14 protein-coding genes are annotated in these 17,609 nt (G+C 76.1%); 5 read left to right on the top strand and 9 right to left on the bottom strand.

The window, feature by feature from the left end; genetic code table 11:
• Positions 1-97 precede the first annotated feature (97 nt).
• Positions 98-367 (top strand): SHOCT domain-containing protein, encoded by a 270-nt coding sequence (locus VE546_RS09525; protein WP_324920760.1) that lies wholly within the window; start codon positions 98-100, stop codon positions 365-367.
• A 103-nt stretch (positions 368-470) separates the two neighbouring features.
• Here the strand turns inward: VE546_RS09525 and VE546_RS09520 are convergent, their stop codons facing one another.
• The 3 genes from VE546_RS09520 to VE546_RS09510 all read right to left on the bottom strand — a co-directional run bounded on the left by VE546_RS09520 (position 471) and on the right by VE546_RS09510 (position 2,698).
• Positions 471-1,067, bottom strand: a complete 597-nt coding sequence (locus VE546_RS09520) for an ATP-binding protein (RefSeq protein ID WP_324920640.1) — start codon at positions 1,065-1,067, stop codon at positions 471-473.
• Between the two features lie 218 nt (positions 1,068-1,285).
• Complete coding sequence (locus VE546_RS09515; protein WP_324920638.1) at positions 1,286-1,627, bottom strand: hypothetical protein; 342 nt, start codon at positions 1,625-1,627, stop codon at positions 1,286-1,288.
• A 234-nt stretch (positions 1,628-1,861) separates the two neighbouring features.
• Positions 1,862-2,698 (bottom strand): DeoR/GlpR family DNA-binding transcription regulator, encoded by an 837-nt coding sequence (locus VE546_RS09510; protein WP_324920636.1) that lies wholly within the window; start codon positions 2,696-2,698, stop codon positions 1,862-1,864.
• 233 nt (positions 2,699-2,931) lie between these two features.
• On the opposite strand from VE546_RS09510, the gene VE546_RS09505 reads away from it, so the two are divergent.
• Positions 2,932-5,379 carry a hypothetical protein gene (locus tag VE546_RS09505; RefSeq protein WP_324920634.1) on the top strand — a complete coding sequence of 816 codons (2,448 nt, stop codon included), beginning with the start codon at positions 2,932-2,934 and terminating at the stop codon, positions 5,377-5,379.
• Here the strand turns inward: VE546_RS09505 and VE546_RS09500 are convergent.
• The 3 genes from VE546_RS09500 to VE546_RS09490 form a co-directional block, all read right to left on the bottom strand.
• The gene (locus tag VE546_RS09500) at positions 5,376-7,829 is read right to left on the bottom strand and encodes a right-handed parallel beta-helix repeat-containing protein (RefSeq protein ID WP_324920632.1); all 2,454 of its coding nucleotides are present in this window, start codon (positions 7,827-7,829) and stop codon (positions 5,376-5,378) included. The genes VE546_RS09505 and VE546_RS09500 overlap by 4 nt on opposite strands.
• Before the next feature lie 132 nt (positions 7,830-7,961).
• On the bottom strand, positions 7,962-8,546 hold the full coding sequence (locus VE546_RS09495) for a hypothetical protein (protein ID WP_324920630.1): 585 nt from the start codon (positions 8,544-8,546) through the stop codon (positions 7,962-7,964).
• A gap of 300 nt (positions 8,547-8,846) precedes the next feature.
• Positions 8,847-11,225 (bottom strand): phosphoketolase family protein, encoded by a 2,379-nt coding sequence (locus VE546_RS09490; protein WP_324920628.1) that lies wholly within the window; start codon positions 11,223-11,225, stop codon positions 8,847-8,849.
• Positions 11,226-11,491: 266 nt separating this feature from the next.
• Here VE546_RS09490 and VE546_RS09485 point away from each other — a divergent pair, with 266 nt between their 5' ends.
• On the top strand, positions 11,492-12,802 hold the full coding sequence (locus VE546_RS09485; RefSeq protein ID WP_324920626.1) for a GAF domain-containing protein: 1,311 nt from the start codon (positions 11,492-11,494) through the stop codon (positions 12,800-12,802).
• Between the two features lie 358 nt (positions 12,803-13,160).
• On the opposite strand, the gene VE546_RS09480 is transcribed toward VE546_RS09485, so the two are convergent.
• The gene (locus VE546_RS09480; protein WP_324920624.1) at positions 13,161-13,988 is read right to left on the bottom strand and encodes an MOSC domain-containing protein; all 828 of its coding nucleotides are present in this window, start codon (positions 13,986-13,988) and stop codon (positions 13,161-13,163) included.
• A 37-nt stretch (positions 13,989-14,025) separates the two neighbouring features.
• Positions 14,026-14,526, bottom strand: a complete 501-nt coding sequence (locus VE546_RS09475; protein WP_324920622.1) for a DUF6643 family protein — start codon at positions 14,524-14,526, stop codon at positions 14,026-14,028.
• A 255-nt stretch (positions 14,527-14,781) separates the two neighbouring features.
• Between VE546_RS09475 and VE546_RS09470 the strand changes: the two genes are divergently transcribed.
• Together VE546_RS09470 and VE546_RS09465 are read left to right on the top strand one after the other, a co-directional pair.
• A complete protein-coding gene (locus VE546_RS09470; protein ID WP_324920621.1) occupies positions 14,782-16,032 on the top strand; it encodes a TerD family protein in 1,251 nt (416 codons plus the stop codon).
• Positions 16,033-16,117: 85 nt separating this feature from the next.
• The gene (locus tag VE546_RS09465; RefSeq protein ID WP_324920619.1) at positions 16,118-16,909 is read left to right on the top strand and encodes a glutamate racemase; all 792 of its coding nucleotides are present in this window, start codon (positions 16,118-16,120) and stop codon (positions 16,907-16,909) included.
• 58 nt (positions 16,910-16,967) lie between these two features.
• Here the strand turns inward: VE546_RS09465 and VE546_RS09460 are convergent.
• A partial coding sequence (locus VE546_RS09460; RefSeq protein ID WP_324920617.1) for an O-antigen ligase family protein occupies positions 16,968-17,609 on the bottom strand: 642 nt, incomplete at its 5' end.

Here is a 17,609-nt window from a genome sequence, read left to right as displayed (position 1 = left end):
CCCGGACGACGACACCGCGGCCGCCGGTGACGAGGCTCAGAGGTGACGGACCCCGTTCCGACCGAGGAGCTGAACCACCGTGGACACGATCGACACCCTGCACGAACTGGCGCACTGGGGCGGTGGCGGGCCCGGCCCATGGATCCTGCTGGTGCCGCTGCTGTGGGCACTCGTCATCGGCGGCCTGGTCCTGCTACTGGGCCGCGCGGCCCGGTACGGCCGCGGCCCCTGGCGGGCGCGCGCCGTCCACGACGGGCCCTCCGCCGTCGCCCTGCTGGAGAGGCGCTTCGCAGCCGGGGAGATCGACGAGGACGAGTACCGGCGCCGGCTGTCCGTGCTGAACGAGGCGCCGGGAGGCCCGGCGTGACCCGCGCCCCGGCGCCGGGCGTCGCCGCGTTCCGTCCCGTGTCCCGTCCCGCGTCCCGTCCGTCGTGGACGCGCGGTCCGGGCGCCGGACGGCCCGGCGGCCGTCAGGGGCGCGTGGCCGGGGCGCCGACGGGCGCCTGCACGGGCGGCCCCTCGGCGGAGACGTGGGCGCGTGGCAGCGGCTCCGGTTTCGGCAGGGGCTCCGGCGCGGGCAGCGGCTCCGGGGACGGCAGCGGATCCCGGTGCCGCGGACCGGGCGGCGTCTCGTCCTCCGCCTTCTGCGCCGCGGCCGGAGCCGGCACCGGCAGGGTGAACCACACCACCTTGCCGGTGCCGTCGTGCCGTGCCCGCACGCCCCAGCCGCCGCCGGCCGGGGCCACCGGTGCGGGCCCGCACCCGTCGGTGACGAGCGTCCCCGGGGGGAGGACGGGCGGCAGGTGCGGGTCGTGGTCGCGCACGGAGATCGTCAACCGGTCCCGGCGCAGCACGAGCTCCACCGTGCAGCGCCGGTCCGGCCCCACCAGGCGGTGGGCGTTGGCGAGCAACTCGGTGACGCCGACGGCGGCCGGGTCGATGAGGGTGTCGAGCTTCCAGTAGCGCAACTGGGCGGAAACGATCCTGTGGACCAGGCCGGTCCGTGAGGGCAGGGCCTGGAACTCCACCGTCCGCTGTCGACCGGACGTGCTGGGGTGGCTGATCACGGCTGCGGCTCCCTGATGACGGTTGAGGGTCCGGACGACGGAGAGCGCGTCAAGCGTGCTGACGGCCGCTACGACACAGACATCAGCGTGATTCAGGTAACAAAAGGGTGCAAGTCGGGCGTGTCAACGGGGCAGTGCACCCCGAGGGCACCCTTTGGCTCGTTGTTCGACTCGTTGTTCGGTTCGGTATCCGGCCAGTGCTCGGCCCGGCGGCCGGTTCAGCGCGAGGCCGCGCGCCGTTCCGCCGCGGCGCCGGGCCCGGGCCCGTGGGCACGGGTCCGGCGGGCGCCGTGCAGCGCGGCCACCAGCCCGTCGCGCACCTGCCCCTTCAGGCGCAGTGCGTACCGGTTGCCGTTGACGGTCGCCAGCACCCGGTCGCGCGCGGCGTACCAGGGCCCGCTGATCCGGACCTGCTCCACCGGCGCGCTGTCGATCTCCCGGCCGTAGCTGGTCAGCAGCACCAGCCGGCCGTCGCGGACGAGGACTTGTCCGGCCCGGGTGAGCGAACGCAGCCACCGCGCTATCCGTACTCCGGTGGCACTGAACTCGGGTTCCGCCACAGTGCACCGCCTCCCACCTCGTCACCGTCGGCCCGCCGTCACGGCCGGGCCGCTGTCGGCGCCACCCCCACCGGGTGCCCTGTCATGAAGTCTGCATGCGTCCCCGCCGGTGCGCCAGAGCGCGCACGAGAACGTCATATGCGTACGCGAGAACGTCATATGCGCACGTGGGGACGTCATATGCGCACGCGGGACGGGCCGGCGCCCCTGGGCGATCACCGTCCGGCCCCCTCCTCAGCCCTCCCCACGCTCCGCGTCCCCGCCCGCCACCACCAGTTCCGGCAGGTGCTCGCGGATCTCCGCGCGGACCGCCTCCGGCATTCCGCCGTCGGTCACCAGCGTGTCCACCTCATCCAGCGAGGCGAACGAACTCAGGCCCACCGTCCCCCACTTGGTGTGGTCCGCGACCACCACCACCCGCCGCGCGGAACGCATCAGACGGCGGTTGGTCTCCGCCTCGGCCAGGTTGGGGGTGGACAGCCCGGCCTCCGCGGATATGCCGTGCACGCCCAGGAACAGCGTGTCGAAGTGCAGCGAGCGGATCGCCGCGTCCGCCACCGGGCCCACCAGGGAGTCCGAGGGGGTGCGCACCCCGCCGGTGAGCACCACGGTCGCCGTCCGGCCGTCCCGCGCGCCGCCGTCCGCGCGCTGCGCGGCGTGGAAGACGTCCGCGACCCGCAGGGAGTTGGTCACCACGGTCAGGTCCGGTACGTCGAGCAGGTGTTGGGCCAGCGCGTACGTCGTCGTCCCGCCGGAGAGCGCGATCGCGCTGCCCGGGGCCACCAGATGCGCCGCCGCCCGCGCGATGTCCTCCTTGGCACCCAGCTCCAGCGACGACTTCGCCTCGAAGCCCGGCTCGTGCGTGCTCGCCCCCGACACCGGCACCGCGCCGCCGTGCACCTTCTCCAGCACGCCCTGCCGCGCGAGCGCGTCCAGGTCCCGACGCACCGTCATGTCCGAGACGTTGAGCCTGCGGGTCAGCTCGTTGACCCGCACCCCGCCGCGGCGCCTGACCTCCTCCAGGATGAGCGCACGCCGCTGCTCCGCCAGGAGGTTGTGGTTGTCGCTCACCTACCGGTCCGTCCCTTCTCGTCCACGGTCTCGTCCACGGGCCGCCGCACGGGTGGTCGTACGGGCATCTGTTCGGCATCCATCCTTCCACGCGCCGCCCACGGGCTCCGGGCGCCGTCCGCAGCACGATTGTGACGCGCCCGTACGCCCGTCGGGGCTGCGCCGGGCCGCTCCAGCCACCATCCTGGAGACGCCGGAAAGACGGGGGAAGCACGCGGATCGGGGGCCACACCATGTCCGAGGACCGTCCGGGACCGCCGGCGGAGGCACATCGCGCGCCGGCGCTGGAACTGCTCGTGCACGGCGTCGGCGGCACCACGCCGCAGGAGATGCTCGGCGACCCGCGCACGGTGCGGATCACCGGCGACGGCACCGCGGGCATCCACCGCCGCACCGACGACGCGGACGCCGAGGAGCGCTTCGGGGAGAGCCGCGGGGACCCGTCCGCGGACCTCGCCCGGCGGCGGCCGATCCCCGAGGCGTACTGCTGGTCCAACCTCACCTCCGGCAACAGCGCCCGCGCCCTGTGGCTGCTCCTGCTGCCGTTCATGGTCGCCAACCTCGCCCACTGGATGCGGCCCGCCGCCCCCGCCCGGCATCCCGCCCAGCGGGTCTACGACGTCCTGGTCCGCCTGGTGGCGCTCTCCTTGACCGTGCTGCTCACCGCCGCCGCCTGCGAGGTGACGCTCGACCTCCTGGCCTGGCAGTGCGCGGCCTCCGAGCGCTGCGCGGAGGACAAGTCCTGGCTCGGGCCGCTCACCGGCGGCTGGTGGGCGCTGCCCGGCCGCCGCCTCGTCCTCGCCGCGCTGCCGCCGGTCGCGCTCACCGCGCTGCTGTGGTGGCTGTCGCACCGCACCTGGAGCGCCTACGAGTCCGCCTCGCCGCCCCCGCGCCCGCCGGGCCCGTCCCAGCCGGTCCCCGGCGGCGAACGGCCCGCGCTGTCCCTGCCGGGCTTCTGGTACGGCCGCCGCCTGGTGTCCCGGCTGCGCGCCGCCCACACCGCCGCCGGGCTGCTGACGGTGGCCGCCGCGCTGCTGACCGCCACCGCCCGGTACGACCACCGGCCCGGCGGGAGCGCGGCGCTGGAGGTCCTGGGCTGGACGCTGACGGCCGCCGTCGCGGCGGGCTGGGCGGCGGTCGTGGTGGTCACGGTCCGCAGGGGCCGCACCGAGGCGGAGCCGGACGAGCGGATCGACCGCTGGGCGTCGAAGGTCCTGCCGTGCGCCGCGCTGGGCGTGCTGGCGCTGGTCGCCGTGCACACCGCCTGGTACCGCCCGGACTGGTCCTCCTCCGCCCGGCTGCCCGGCACCGGCGCGTTCGCCTGGCTCGTGCTCCTGCAGGGCGTGCTGGTGGCGGCCCTCGCCGTGGCCGCGTACGTCCTGCACCGGGCCATGCCGCCCGGGACGTGCGGGGGGCGGTGCGCCATGGGCGGCCTCGGCGGGGCGGCGGTGGCGCTGCTGGCGTGCGCGCTCGGCGGGGTGCTCACCGGAGGGGTGGCCCAGCGGGTGGCGGACTGGCTGGACAGGGGCGGCTCCCCGGGCGCGGCCGGAGGCGCCGTCGCCGGGCCGCCGGTGCTGCTGAACTGGCAGGCCTCCGTGATCCCCGTGCTGCTGCTGGTCGTGATCGCCTTCGTGCTGATCGCCGCGGTGCGCGTGTGGCGGGAGCGCCGGCGGCTCACCCCGCGGGTCGTCCGCCTCTACGAGGGCGCGCCGCGCGAGCTGGACTCCCGCAGCCGGCAGATCGCCCGCGCCGTCGCCTGGGCGCGGCTGACCGACTCCGCGCCCGCCCTGGTCGCCTCCGTCGCCTTCGCCACGCTGCTGCTGGGCGGCGGCGCCCTGGCGGGCGCCGCGCTGACCGGAGCACCGCCCGGACCGGCCGCGAGCGCCTGGCCGGGGCCGCTGCCCGCGCTGGCCGAGACGGTCCAGGCGCTCGGCTCCTGGCTGATGGGCGCGCTGGTGGTGCTGCTGGTGGCCACGGGCCGCCGCGCCTACCGCGACGCCGCGGCCCGCCGCACCATCGGCATCCTGTGGGACGTGGGCACCTTCTGGCCGCGCGCCGCCCACCCCTTCGCCCCGCCCTGCTACGCCGAGCGCGCGGTACCGGATCTGACCTGGCGGATGTGCACCTGGACCGAACGCACCGGGGGACGCCTGGTGATCTCCGGCCACTCCCAGGGCAGCGTGCTGGCCGCGGCCGCCGTCTGGCAGCTCGATCCGGCCACCCGCAAGCGGGTCGCGCTGCTCACCTACGGCTCCCCGCTGGAACGGCTCTACGGGCGCTGGTTCCCCGCCTGCTTCGGTCCCGGCCCGCTGCGCGCGCTGCGCCGGGAGGTGGACTGCTGGCGGAACCTGTGGCGGCTCACCGACCCGATCGGCGGCCCGGTGAGGATCGAGGACGGCACCGAGGACGGCGGCGACGACTGCGATCCGGTGGACCGCGAGCCGCTGAAGGACCCGCTGGAGTACGGCCGCACCCCCGAGCATCCGCTGCCCGCGCCGATCCTCGGACACGGCGACTACCAGGCCGACCCCGCCTTCGCCGCCGAACGCGCGGCGCTGCTGGACCGGCTGGCCGCGGCGGCCGGGCCGCCCCCCGTACCGGCCCAGCCGGGCGGGCCCGGCCGGTACGGGGAGTCCGAACGGTCCGGACGGTCCGGGCGGCCCGCCGCCGAGTCCCGCTAGGACCGCGGGAGTTCGGGCAGGTCCTCGGGGTGGAGCAGGGTCAGGTCGTCGGTGTCCGGGTCGTCGAGCTGGGCGACCCGGCCGGCGTGCCGCTCGACCATGGCCTCGAAGGTCTGCCGCGCGGTGCGGCCGTTGCCGAACGTCGGCCCCTTGGGCAGCTCCGTGAAGTACTTCAGCAGCGCCTCGGCCGTCCCCTCGGCGAGGTGGTACTCGTGCTCCTCCGCCTGCTGCTCCACGATCCGCAGCAGCTCCTCGGGCGTGTAGTCGCCGAAGGTGATGGTCCGTGAGAAGCGCGAGGCCACACCCGGGTTGACCTCCAGGAAGCGCTGCATCTCCGCGGTGTAGCCCGCGACGATGACGACCACCTCGTCCCGGTGGTCCTCCATCAGCTTCACCAGGGTGTCGATCGCCTCCCGGCCGAAGTCCCGCCCGGAGTCCTCGGGGGACAGGGCGTACGCCTCGTCGATGAACAGCACCCCGCCGCGCGCCCGGTCGAACGCCTCCTGGGTGCGGATCGCCGTCGAACCGATGTGCTCGCCGACCAGGTCCACCCGGGAGACCTCGACCAGGTGGCCGCGCTCCAGCACCCCCAGGGAGTGCAGGATCTCCCCGTAGAGCCGGGCGACCGTGGTCTTGCCGGTGCCGGGGGAGCCGGTGAACACCAGGTGCCTGCGCACGGAGGCCGCCTTGAGACCGGCCTCCTGGCGCCTGCGGCCCACCTCGATCATGTCGGTGAGGGCCCGCACCTCCCGCTTGACGCTCTCCAGGCCCACCAGCGCGTCGAGTTCGCCCAGCACCTCCTTCGGCGGCCGCGCGGCCTTGGCGGACTCCCGGTCGGCGGCGGGCGCGGGACCGGCGGCGGGCGCCGGGGCGGCCGACTGCTGGGGTATGCCGCCGAGCAGGCCGGCGGTCTGGACGGCCGGGGCCCGGACGGGGTCGGGCGCGGGGGCGACCGGCGCGGCGCTCTGGTCGCTGGTGCAGTCCTCCACCACGGGGCCCGTCTGGCCCGGGGCGGCGCCGCCGTCGGCGAATTCGTACCCGCCGCGCGCGCAGCGCTCGGTGCGGCAGCGGCGCAGCGTCGCCCGGCAGCCGTCGATCACATGGAAGCCGTAGCCCTGGGAGCCGGTCACCCGGCAGCCGGTGAAGGTGCCGCGGCCCTCGGCGGAGACGTAGAAACCCGCCTCCAGGGAGTCGGTCACGGTGCAGCGCTCGACGTCCGGGTCGGCGCCCTTGGTGACGATCACGCCCGTCCCCGTCGCGTCGATCGTGCAGTTCGCCAGCGTGCCGCCGCTGCCGTGGTCGCGGAACCAGGCGCCGGTGGTGGCCTCCCGGATGCGGCAGTCGTCGAGCTGGACGGTCCCGCCGTCGCTCACCGACACCGCCGTGTTGCGGACCTGCGTCAGGTCGCTGTCGAGGACGTCGGCCCGCGAGCCCCGGTCCAGGACGAACAGCGCGTCGGGGACGTCGTGCACCCGGCAGGAGTCCAGCACCGCACAGGCGCCGTCGCTCACCCACACCGCCGGGTAGTCGCCCGTGCTCTCGTGGATCTCGCACCCGTTGGCGTCCACCCGGGTGCCCGGGTCCCACACCGACAGCCCGTTGCGGCCGAAGCGGCGCACCGTGGTGCGGGTCAGCGTCAGCACCGAGCGCGACCGCAGGTCGACGGCGTTCTCCGGGATGTCGTGGATCTCGCAGTCGGCGAGGGTGAGCACCGCGTCGGTGTCGAGGGTGACGCCGTCGGCCGAGGTGCGGTGCACCCGGCAGTCGGCGAGGTGCCCGGTGGCCCGGGAGGCGACCTGCACCCCGGCGCCCTTGATCTCGTACACCTCGCAGCCCACGGCCTCCACCGCGCTGCCCTCGCCGGTCAGCGACAGCCCGGCGCCCGAGGCGTGGTGGACGCGGCAGCGCTCCAGGCGGGGGTGGGCGCCGTCGTGCACCGCGATCCCGGACTGCCCGGCGGCGACCACCTCGCACTCCTCGAACAGCCCGCCCGCGCCGCCGCTGACGCTGATGCCGAGCCCGGCCGGGTTGTCCACCGTGCAGCGGCGCAGGGTCGGACGCGCCCCGGCCCGCACCTCGATGCCGGCCGCCGAACGCGTCACCACCCGCAGCCCGGTCAGCTCGGCGGTGCAGTCCTCGACCAGCAGCGCGGGCGCCGCCGCGTCCTGCCCCTCGAGCTGGAGGTCCCGTACGACCGCCGCGGCGCGCACGGTCAGCGCGACCCCGTCGGCCGGGGCGATCCGCACCGAGCCGCCGTCGGAGCGCTCCGGACCGCGCAGGGTGACGGCCCGTTCGATCACCAGGTTCTCGCGGTAGGTGCCGGGGGCGACGGTGAGGATGTCGCCGTCCCCCGCGGCCTGGAGGGCGTCGGAGAGGGTGGCGTAGTCCCCTGTGCGCCGCCGCCACCGCGACGTGCCGGTGTGCGTCACCTGGACCGAGCCCTGTGCCATGAACCGCCTAGCCCCAAACCTCGTGCGAACGTCGACCGCGTTGCCGCCTACTGGATGCACCACCGTAGCGCGTGCCGGACCGATGGGATGACCGGTCCACCGCCCGCGACGGCCGGTACGGGAGGGATCGCGTCAGTTCGCCCGTCCGGCGCGTCCCCAGTCGGGGCCCACCCGGGCCCACTCCTCCTCCCAGCGCGCGTACCGACGGTCCATCAGGCGCCGTACGGCCAGCCGCCGCAGGACCTCCACCAGCCCGGCCGCGACGAGCGCGGCCCCGATCCCGGCCAGGGCGGCGTGCGAGGAGGCGGTGGCCGCGTCCATCGGGCGCGGGGCGAGCTCGCCGCGGGCGTCGGTCCACACGCGCAGCCGGTCCCCGGACTCGGCCGCGCGGTCGGTGGTGACCGTGCCCGAGTGGGTGCGCCCGTCGACCGCCGTCCAGGTGGCGGCCACCCGGCGGCCGGACCCGGGCTCGGGGTCGGCGGCCGGCGGCGGCGCGGTCTCGGCCACCGTCGCCCACACCTGGTGCCGCTGCCGGTGCTGTTCGCGGACGATCTCCATCAGCGCCCCGTGCGCGGCCCGGCCGCCCCACACCGCGACGGCGGGCACGGCCAGGACGGTCAGCAGCACGGCGGCCAGCGCCAGCCACCCCTCCGCGCGGTCGGTGCTCCGGCACAGCGGGTTGCCCCGCCAGCGCCACAGCCCGGCGATCGATCTCACGATCGCTCACCCCCATTTCTCCCTGCTGGTCACCACCCGTCCACGGTTCTGCGGAAGAGGACGGGCGCACAGGAAGAGAGAGCGATATCGCGGGTCCGGGGTTGAGTGCGGTGCCCGGAAACATCGCGTCCTCTTCTGCGACGAGATTAGTGGCACCCCCGGTCACCCGCCCAGTGGTCCGGCCCGCGCGGCACGGCGCCCGGGAGCCCGCCGCACGGCTCCGCGCCCCGCCGGCTCCGCGCGCCCGGCACGGCCCCCGTGAGGCCTCCGTGAGGCCCCGTCAGGCCCGGCCGGACCCCGTCAGCCGGGCCAGGTCCACTCGGTGACCTCGGGCAGGTCGGTGCCGTGCTCGCGGACCCAGGACCGGTGCCGGTTGCGCACGTCCTGCATCCGCTGGCGCAGGCCCGCCGCCCGCACCGCCAGGCCCGGCACCCGGTCGATGACGTCCATGACCAGCCGGTAGCGGTCCATGTCGTTGCGGAGCACCATGTCGAACGGGGTGGTGGTCGCCCCGCTCTCCCGGTAGCCGCGCACGTGCAGCCGGTCGTGGCCGGTGTGGCGGTAGGCGAGCCGGTGGACCAGCCACGGATAGCCGTGGTAGGCGAAGACCACCGGCCGGTCGCGGGTGAAGACCGCGTCGAACTCCGCCTCCGGCAGCCCGTGGGGGTGCCGCGAGCGCGGGATCAGCCGGGTGAGGTCCACGACGTTCACCACGCGCACGGCCAGCTCCGGCAGGCGGTCGCGCAGCAGCGAGGCCGCCGCCAGCACCTCCTGCGCGGGCACGTCCCCGGCGCAGGCCAGCACCACGTCCGGCTCCCCGCCCGGCCGCTCGGTCCCGGCCCACTCCCAGATGCCGACGCCGCGCGCGCAGTGGGCGCGGGCCTCCTCGGGCCCGAGCCAGTCGAAGCAGGGCTGCTTGCCCGCGACGACCACGTTCACCACGTCCGTCGTCCGCAGGACGTGGTCGGCCGTGTACAGCAGGGTGTTGGTGTCCGGCGGGAGGTAGACGCGCACCACGTCCGGGCTCTTGTTGAGCACGTGGTCGACGAAGCCCGGGTCCTGGTGCGAGAAGCCGTTGTGGTCCTGGCGCCACACGTGCGAGGTCAGCAGCAGGTTGAGGCTCGGGACCGCGGCCCGCCAGGGCACCTCACGGGCGCTCTGCAGCCACTTGGCGTGCTGGGTGACCATGCTGGCGACGACGGGCGCGAACCCCTCGTAGGAGGCGAGGAGGCCGTGCCGTCCGGTGAGCGTGTAGCCCTCCAGCCAGCCCTCGCACAGGTGCTCGGAGAGCACCTCCATCACCCGGCCGTGCCGTCCCAGGTTCCGGTCCGTCTCCAGCACGGCGCCCTGCCAGGCGCGGGAGGTGGCGGCGAACACCTCCTGCAGGTGGTTGGACTCGGCCTCGTCGGGGGCCATCAGGCGGAAGTCCCGCCGCCGCTCGGTGGCCTCGACGAGCCGGCGCAGCAGCCCGCCCAGCACCCGTGTCGGCTCGTGCGAGGACGCGCCCGGCTTCTCCACCGGCACCGCGAAGGACGCCGGGTCGGGCAGGGGCAGGGAGCGCCGCAGCCGCCCGCCGTCGGCGTACGGGACGGCCCCCAGCCGCCGCCGTCCGCGCGGTACGCAGGCCAGCACCCCGGGGCGGGGGCGGCCGGAGCCGTCGAAGAGCTCCCCGGGCCGGTACGAGCGCAGCCACCGCTCCAACTGGCGCAGGTGCGCGGGGTTCTCCCGCACCTGCGCCAGGGGGATCTGGTGGGAGCGCCAGGTGTCCTCCACCGGGGCGCCGTCCACCTCGTGCGGGCCGGTCCAGCCCTTGGGGGTGCGCAGGACGATCGCCGGCCAGCGCGGCCGGGCGGCCGCGCCCTCCTCGCGGGCCGCCCGCCGGAGCGCGGCGATCCTCTCCAGCGCCTCGTCCAGGGCGGCGGCCAGGGCGCGGTGCGCCTGCTCGGGCGGTGTGCCGGGAGCGGCGGTCACGTACAGCGGGTCGTGCCCGTAGCCGCGCAGCAGCGCGTCCAGCTCCTCCCGGGGGAGCCGGGAGAGGACGGTCGGGTTGGCGATCTTGTAGCCGTTGAGGTGGAGCACGGGGAGCACCGCCCCGTCGTGCACCGGGTCCAGGAACTTGTTGGCGTGCCAGGAGGCCGCCAGCGGACCGGTCTCGGCCTCGCCGTCGCCGATGACGCAGGCGACCAGCAGGCCGGGGTTGTCGAAGGCGGCCCCGTACGCGTGCGCCAGGGAGTAGCCCAGCTCGCCGCCCTCCTGGATCGAGCCGGGCACCACCGGCGCGGTGTGGCTGGGCAGGCCGCCGGGGAAGGAGAACTCGGCGAACAGCCGCGCCATCCCGGCCTCGTCCCGGCCCACGTCCGGCCACAGCTCCCCGAACGTGCCCTCCAGCCAGCTCCCGGCCAGCACGGCGGGCGCGCCGTGGCCCGGCCCCCAGACGCACAGCACGTCCAGGTCGCGGGCGCGGATCACCCGGTTCAGGTGGGTGTAGACGAGGGCGAGGCCCGGACAGGTGCCCCAGTGGCCCAGCAGCCGCGGTTTGATGTGCTCGGGCCGCAACTCCTCGCGCAGCAGCGGGTTGTCCCGGAGGTAGAGCTGACCCGCGGCCAGGTAGTTCAGCGCGCGCCAGTGCGCGTCCAGTTCCGCGCACTCGCGGTCGGTGAGCGGGTGGTGCGTCTCCATCGGACCTCCTGCCGCGGCTCGGGTCGGCGGCCTTGCGGTGGGCGGGCGGTGTGTGCGGGCTGTGTGCGGGCGGGGGCCCTCCCGGGCCCGTGTCCCCGCACCGCGGGGGATCACACCCGTACCGCCGCGGCCGCGTCCGTCCGGCGCCCGTCCCCTCGCCCGTCCGGTGGCGCTCCGGCACCGCGCGCGGCTCCGCGCGCCCCCGTGCGACACACCGCCCCGTTTCCCCGTTGCCGCGGCGCCGCTCCCGGCACCACGATGGCCGCGTGCTCAATCCATGGCTGGCACTGGAGGCGGGCGCGGACCCGGCCGAGCGGACCGGAGCGGTACGCCGCGCCCACGAGGCGTTCCTGACCGAGGGGGCGATCGGCGCGTCCGTCCGGGACGTGATCGCCGACTCCTGGCGCCGTTCGGCCAGGGCGTCGGTCGAGCCGGACAGCGTGGCCCTCGTCGAACTCGACGGGGCCGAGCTCACCGAGTACCGCGAGGCGCACCCCCTGGCCCGGGTCATGCCGCTGTTCCGGGAACTGCTGGGCGCCATCGCCGAGGACGGCGCCCACCTGCTGTCGGTGTGCGACGAGCACGGCCGGATGCTGTGGGTCGAGGGCCACCCGCAGGTGAGGCGGCGCGCCGAGGCGATGAACTTCGTGCCCGGCGCCCGCTGGGCCGAGCCGTACATCGGCACCAACGCCCCCGGCACCGCCCTCGCCGTCGACCACGCCGTGCAGATCTTCGCCGCCGAGCACTACTGCCGCCCCGTCCAGCCGTGGACCTGCGCCGCCGCCCCGATCCACGACCCGCGCACCCGCCGCCTGCTGGGCGCCGTGGACATCACCGGCGGCGACCACCTCGCCTCCCCGCACAGCCTCGCCCTCGTCCAGGCCACCGCCCGCGCGGCCGAGGCCCACCTCGCCTCCCTCGTCCCGGCCGCCGCCACGTGCCTCCTGGCGGTGCTGGGCCGCGACGAGGCGCTGCTCCACACCGGCCCGGGCGCGGCGCTGCGGCTGGGGCGGCGGCACAGCGAGATCCTGCTGCTGCTCGCCGCCCACCCCGACGGGCTCACCGGCAACCGGCTCGCCCTGGAGCTGTACGGCGAACGCGACGTCAACCCCGTCACCCTGCGCGCCGAACTCTCCCGGCTGCGCCGGCTGCTGGGCCCCCTGCTGGCCTCCCGCCCGTACCGCCTGACCGCCCGGGTGCGCACCGACCACGACACCGTCGCCGACGCCCTGGACGCCGGCGACCTGCCCGCCGCGCTGGCCGCCTACCGCGGGCCCCTGCTGCCGATGTCGGAGGCCCCCGGCGTCGTGCGGCTGCGGCGGCTGCTGGAGGACCGGCTGCGGCAGGCCCTGCTCGCCCGCCGTGATCCGGCGCTGCTGGACGCCTGGGTGCGCACCCCCTGGGGCGAGGACGACCTGCAGGCGTGGGAGGCGCTGGTCGGCGCGCTGCCCCCCGGCGCCCGGGCGGTGCCCGCCGCCCGGCTGCGGGCCCTGCGCAGCGCCTGGGGACTCGCCCCGGACGCCCCCGGCGCCCCGGCCGCCCCGGGTGCAACGTCCGCGCAACGTGCCGTCACCTAACGTCTCCGGTGCACCGTCGTCCGGCCGCCCTCCGGCGGCCGGCGTGCCGGGGCCTCCGCCCTTTTCCGCGGGGACGTTCTCCGGAAAGGCCCCCGGTCGTCCGGCGGCGCCCGGGCCCGGCCCGGGTCGATGACCCCGTGGCCGTCGGGCACCGGGAGGGCTGCCCTCCCGGGCAGTGTGCAACACCTGGGAGCGGGGCGTGGAGCGGCGTCCCGCTCCCGGACGATCCGGAGTGGTGCGGCGGACCGTGCGGCCTGCTTGACGGCGAGCAGGGCGGACGGCGGCCGGCGGGGCGCCCGACGCGTGCGGGCCCCTCACCGGCCTCCCGCCGCACCACTTCCCGCGGCACCCCGTCAGCTCACTCCAGGACCTCGAAGAGGTCGCCCGTCCGCAGGACGCCGGTGTGCTCGGGGACGAGTTTCTGCCCGAAGACCAGTCGGTCCCCGAAACGGCGGTGCCGGGCCAGGGTGCGCAGCGGCTCCTTGCCCCGCTCGGCCGTGGCCTGGTCCGTGGTGGTGATCACGCAGCGGCCGCAGGGCCGGGCGACCCGGAAGGACACCTCGCCGATCCGGACCCGGCGCCAGCCGTCCTCGGACCAGGGCGGGGTGCCCCCGACGACCACGTTGGGCCGGAAGCGGTCCATCGGGAGGGGACCCTCGTCCGGGTGGTCGCCCTGGGCCACCAGCAGGTTGAGGGCCTCCAGGGACGACACCGTGGTCAGCAGCAGGGGGAGTTCGTCGGCGAGGTTGACCGTCTCGCCGGGGCGGCCGTACTCCGGGTCGACCGGCCGCCGCCGCTCGGGCGCGTCGAGGTGCACCAGCCGCGCGTCGGTGCCCAGGTACGCCGTGAACCAGGCGCAGGCCTCGGCCGCCGCCTCCACCACCTCGACCTCGGTGTGCCACATCCGCGCCACGGTCGTCCCGGCGGCCGGATCCGGCACCTCGACGGTCAGCGGCCGCATCCCGGGAGCGGACAGCCGGAGGCCGCCGCCGGGCAGCGGCTCGGCGGCGGCCTGCGCCATGCGCGGATGCGCGCGCTGGGTGAACAGCGTGCCGTCCGGACCGGTCACCATCCAGCGCCGGTCGCCCGACAGTCCCCATGGCTCCACGACGGCACGGGTGGTCCCGACACCCGCGAGCGATTTCACCGGGTACAGGTGGAGCGCGGCCAGCCTGGGCGTGGTCATGCGCCCATCCTGTCACCCGGGTCCGACAGCGGATCGGTCAGTAACCACGCCCCTGGTACGGGTGGCCGTACGGCTCCTCGTACGCACCGGGGTGCGGGGCGGGGGCCGGCGCGGGGGCGGGCATCTGCCGCGGCGGCGCCGGACGCGGGGCGGCGACCGGACGCATCTGCGGCTGCGGCTGGTTCGGGTAGCCGTAGCCGTGGCCGCGCGGTGCGGCGGCCTGCTGCGGGATGTACGGCGCGGGCGCCTGCTGCAGCGGCGCGGGCTGCTGGGCGGGCGCGGGCTGCTGGTAGGCCGGAGCCGGGTAGTTCCGCTGCTGCGCCGGCTGCGACGGGTAGGAGGTCCCGGAGGGCAGGGCGGGCAGTGCGGCCGGGAGGGCGGGCAGGTGGTCCGAGGTGTCGTACGGGGCCGCCGGAACGCGGATGGGGGCGATCTGAGGCCTACCCCGCTCGGCGACCAGGCTGTCGTAGATCGGGGTGTCAGCGAAGGACGGGGTGGAGTAGTAGCCACCACCGTAGGTGCTGCGGGGGGACGTCATACTCATAAGTTAAGCCCACGATGTGCTGGTTGGGGAGAGCGATAAGAAGGTCATTTGACGGGGTCTCCGGGGTTATGGACCACCGTTGTGGCCAAAGACGAAGAAAACGCCCATCCCGTTCCGGTCAAGCCTTGGAAAAGCCCGACTTCCCGCGGTGACCCGTACGGCGCGGCCGGGTGCAATAGGTTGACGGCAGGTCGACGGCCGTGCGGAACGCGACGGGCGCGTGACGGCCCGGCCATCGGAGGGGAAAGCATGACCATGCTCAAGGGCACCAACGTCCCGGTCCCGGCGGAGGCGGTCCGGGTCGAGGTGGGATGGCGCGGCGGGCCGGGAGTGCCGGACGTGGACGCCTCGGCGCTGCTGCTCGTCTCCGGAAAGGTCCGCTCGGACGGCGACTTCGTCTTCTACAACCAGGCCCGGCACGCCTCCGGCGCCGTGCGCCACGAGGGCAAGCGTTCCGCGGGCGGCACCGTGACCGACACCCTGGCCGTGGACCTGGCCCGGGTGGAGCCCGCCGTGGAGACGGTGGTCATCGCGGCCTCCGCGGACGGCGGCACCTTCGGCCGGGTGCCGGGGCTGTACGTGCGGGTGGTCGACGCCCGCGGCGGGGCCGAGCTCGCCCGGTTCGACAGCCGGGACGCCACCGTGGAGACGGCCTTCGTGCTCGGCGAGCTGTACCGGCGTCAGGGCACCTGGAAGTTCCGGGCCGTCGGCCAGGGCTACGACAGCGGGCTGGCCGGTCTCGCCACCGACTTCGGCATCACGGTCGACGACCCGCAGCCCGCCCCCGCCTCCACCCCCGCCCCCGCCTCCACCCCTGCCGCGCCGCGGCCCGCCCCCGCCCCGGCCGCGCCACCGCAGCCGGTGCGGCTGACCAAGGTCACGCTGACCAAGGAGGCGCCCACGGTCTCCCTCACCAAGCAGGGCGGCACCTCCGGCACGATGCGGGTCAACCTCAACTGGCGGGTGCGCAAGCAGTTCACGGGCTGGGGCAGCAAGCTCGGCCGGGCCATGGCCCTGCACTCCGACCTCGACCTGGACCTGTGCGCCCTGTACGAACTCGGCGACGGGAGCAAGGGCGTCGTCCAGGCGCTCGGCAACGCCTTCGGCTCCCTCCACCGGCCGCCGTACATCCACCTCGACGGCGACGACCGCACCGGCGCCGTCGAGACCGGCGAGAACCTCACCGTCAACCTCGACCACAAGGACGCCTTCCGGCGCATCCTGATCTTCGTCACGATCTACGAGGGCGCCCGCAGCTTCGCGGGCCTCAACGCCACGGTGACGCTCACGCCGCAGCACGGCGCGCCCGTCGACTTCTCCCTCGACGAGTGCACCATCCCCTCGACCGTCTGCGCCCTGGCCCTGATCACCAACCACGGCGGCGACCTCGTCGTCCAGCGTGAGGCGCGCTACCTGGTGCCCGAACGGGGGGTGAGCCCGCAGCGGACGGTGGACTACGCCTACGGCTGGGGCATGCAGTGGACACCCGGCCGCAAGTGACCCCGGCCGCACCGCCCCCGCCCGTACCGCCCGGCCCCGCCTCCGGTGGGCGGCGCGTCCGGACCGGGCCCGTACGCTGGTCCCCGTGAAGATCGCGCTTGTGGACTCCGGGATCGGGCTGCTGGCCGCCGCCGCCGCGGTACGGCGCGCCAGACCCGACGCCGACCTCGTCCTGTCCTCCGACCCCGACGGCATGCCCTGGGGACCGCGGACCGCCGACGACATCACCGCCCGCGCCCTGGCCTGTGCGCGGGCGGCGGCGGAACTGAACCCCGACGCGCTGATCGTCGCCTGCAACACCGCCTCCGTCCACGCCCTGCCCGTGCTGCGCGCCGAGCTGGAACCCGGACTGCCGGTCGTCGGCACCGTCCCCGCGGTCAAACCGGCCGCCGCCACCGGCGGGCCCGTCGCCGTCTGGGCCACCCCCGCCACCACCGGCAGCCCCTACCAGCGCCGCCTGATCGAGGAGTTCGGCAACGGCGCGGCGATCACCGAGGTGCCCTGCCACGGACTGGCCGACGCGGTGGAGAGCGGGGACGAGACGGCCGTCGGCGCCGCCGTCGCCGCGGCCGCCGCCCTCACCCCGCCGGGGGTGCGGGCGGTGGTGCTCGGCTGCACCCACTACGAACTGGTCGGCGAGCGCATCCGCGCCGCCGTCCGCTCCCCGCGGGCCCCCGAGCCCGTCCTGTACGGCTCGGCCGCGGCGGTCGCCGCCCAGGCGCTGCGCCGGATCGGCGTGGAACCGGACCCGCAGGCGGCCCCCACCGGCGGCCTCACCGTCCTCCTCAGCGGTCGGCCCGCCGAGCTGACCCGCCCCGCCCGGTCCTACGCCGAGGGCCGCCTGCTGGCCGGGGCCGGCGCCGTCCGGGCCGGCTGACGGGCGCCGGGGCGCCGGGCCGCCGAGTCGCGGGGTCGTGCGGGCCGTCGGCGCGCCGCTACGGCAGCCGCCGGGCCGTCGCCAGACCCGCCAGCAGACCGGCGCCCATGGTGACCTGGTTGAAGCTCAGCGCGTTGCTCACGCTCGCCAGGACGGCCAGCGCCGTGAGCGCGGCGCCCGCCGCCAGCACCACCGGGGCCGGGCGCGGGGACCGGTACAGCGCGAGCAGCAGCCAGCCGAAGACGGCGCCCAGCAGCACCACGCCGGGCAGCCCCTGCTCGGCCGCCATCTGCAGCGGCGCCGAGTGCGGCTTGCCGTCCGGCGCCGCGCCCTGTGCCACGGCCGGACTCAGCTCGCCGAACCGGTCGGGGCCCGCGCCCCGCACCGGCTCCTCCGCCGCGAGCGCCAGCGCGTCGTGCCACAGCGCGATCCGGTCCGGGGCGAGCTGCCCCTCCAGCGGGCCCCCCAGCCCGGGCGGCAGGGCGTCGTCGGCCGCCGCCCAGACGGCGCCCACCGCGCCGACCGCGACCACCACCAGGGCGGCCAGCGCCGGCAGCCGGCGGCGCACCCGGCCCGCGGCCAGGGAACACAGCAGCACCCCGAGCGCCGCGGCGGCCCCGGCGGCCGAGCCGACCGCGAGCCCCGCCGCGGAGACCAGCGCCCAGCCGGCGCAACAGCCCAGCACCACGGCGCCGGCGAC

This window comes from Streptomyces sp. (assembly GCF_035644915.1).
In the GTDB taxonomy this organism is placed as follows: Bacteria; Actinomycetota; Actinomycetes; order Streptomycetales; family Streptomycetaceae; genus Streptomyces.
Note: the sequence above shows the minus strand (reverse complement) of the source record. Positions and strands in the feature narration are given on the sequence as shown.

Coding starts and splice junctions, on each gene's coding strand:
- VE546_RS09500 (WP_324920632.1), bottom strand. CDS start 7,829: ATGGCACAGGGCTCGGTCCAGGTGACGCACACCGGCACGTCGCGGTGG.
- VE546_RS09475 (WP_324920622.1), bottom strand. CDS start 14,526: ATGACGTCCCCCCGCAGCACCTACGGTGGTGGCTACTACTCCACCCCG.
- VE546_RS09505 (WP_324920634.1), top strand. CDS start 2,932: ATGTCCGAGGACCGTCCGGGACCGCCGGCGGAGGCACATCGCGCGCCG.
- VE546_RS09470 (WP_324920621.1), top strand. CDS start 14,782: ATGACCATGCTCAAGGGCACCAACGTCCCGGTCCCGGCGGAGGCGGTC.
- VE546_RS09480 (WP_324920624.1), bottom strand. CDS start 13,988: ATGACCACGCCCAGGCTGGCCGCGCTCCACCTGTACCCGGTGAAATCG.
- VE546_RS09490 (WP_324920628.1), bottom strand. CDS start 11,225: ATGGAGACGCACCACCCGCTCACCGACCGCGAGTGCGCGGAACTGGAC.